Here is a 1,066-nt window from a genome sequence, read left to right as displayed (position 1 = left end):
ACGGTCAGCCACTTGAGCTGCAGGCCGTGCAGCTGGCGCAGGAAGAAGTGCACCACCATCACCAGCCAGAAGAGCGAGTTGACGGTCAGCCACGCGAACCAGTCGTTGGCAACGGGCAGGCTCACGTAGAAATGCAGTCCTCGCATGAAGGAGGTGGCCGCGAGGTTGAAGAACAGCAGGTAGCCCGTTTCGTCGCGGCGCCGGAACCACACGAACAGCGCGAACACACCCACGGCCATGAACGCAGCGCCGAGCATCGCGGGCAGCTCCTGCTGCAGCCACTGGCGCATGCCGTAGCGGCCCCTGAGCGCGTCGATGGGGCCGATCCACAGCGACGACAGCGCCACCTGGGCGTTGCGGGTGTGCTCCAGGCGCAGGAGGATCTCGCTGGGCGGCTTGCTGTCGGCACTGTTGTCCAGCTGGACCCACAGCGGGGTGCGGGTGCTGTTCCAAAGCGGGCCCGACTGCTGTGCGCGGTGGACCAGTTGGCCGTCGGCATAGACCGCGATGGTGCCGTCGGTCTTGATCCGGATGCCGTACAGCGCTAGCGGCCCGGCGTCGGGCGGCAGGCCGCGGGTGGACAGCCTGATCCAGGTCGTGCGCGTCGTCTTGGTGGAGGCGGCCTCCGCCTGGCGCAGCAGCGCGATGGGAAGGGCCAGGGGCAGTTCGACCCGCTTCCAGGTGTCTGGCAGGGCGCCGCTGTCCTGCTTCAACGGCGGAGTGCTGAAGCCCGAGGCTTCATCGACCTGCCAGTCGGCGCGCGTCAGGTGCAGCAGCGAGTCGGACTGCTGCAAGCCGGCCGTCCCACCCAGGAAGGCCCCGATGGCGCCCAGCAGTGCCATCGACAGGACGAGCACCACGTTGGCGAAGAAGGGTGCGGGACGGTAGTTCAAGGGTGTTCGGATGAGCCGCGCCCAAAGCTGACGCGGCAATGCTTATGTAACCTATTTTCTCATTCTGTAACCATGCGCGCGATGTTGCTTGCCCAGGGCTTCTTATTGCGGCCCCACTGATCCAGGTCGGCCGTAGTGCATTCACGACAAATGCGGTTCAAGAGTAACTATAT

1 pseudogene is annotated in these 1,066 nt (G+C 65.4%); it reads right to left on the bottom strand.

The features are described 5' to 3' along the window. Nucleotides 1-893: pseudogene (locus ACSFA3_RS25615) on the bottom strand (sensor histidine kinase); the annotation flags it as partial. Nucleotides 894-1,066: the final 173 nt, after the last annotated feature.

The sequence above is a fragment of the Variovorax glucosi genome, assembly GCF_051216695.1.
Classification (GTDB): domain Bacteria; phylum Pseudomonadota; class Gammaproteobacteria; order Burkholderiales; family Burkholderiaceae_C; genus Variovorax.
Note: the sequence above shows the minus strand (reverse complement) of the source record. Positions and strands in the feature narration are given on the sequence as shown.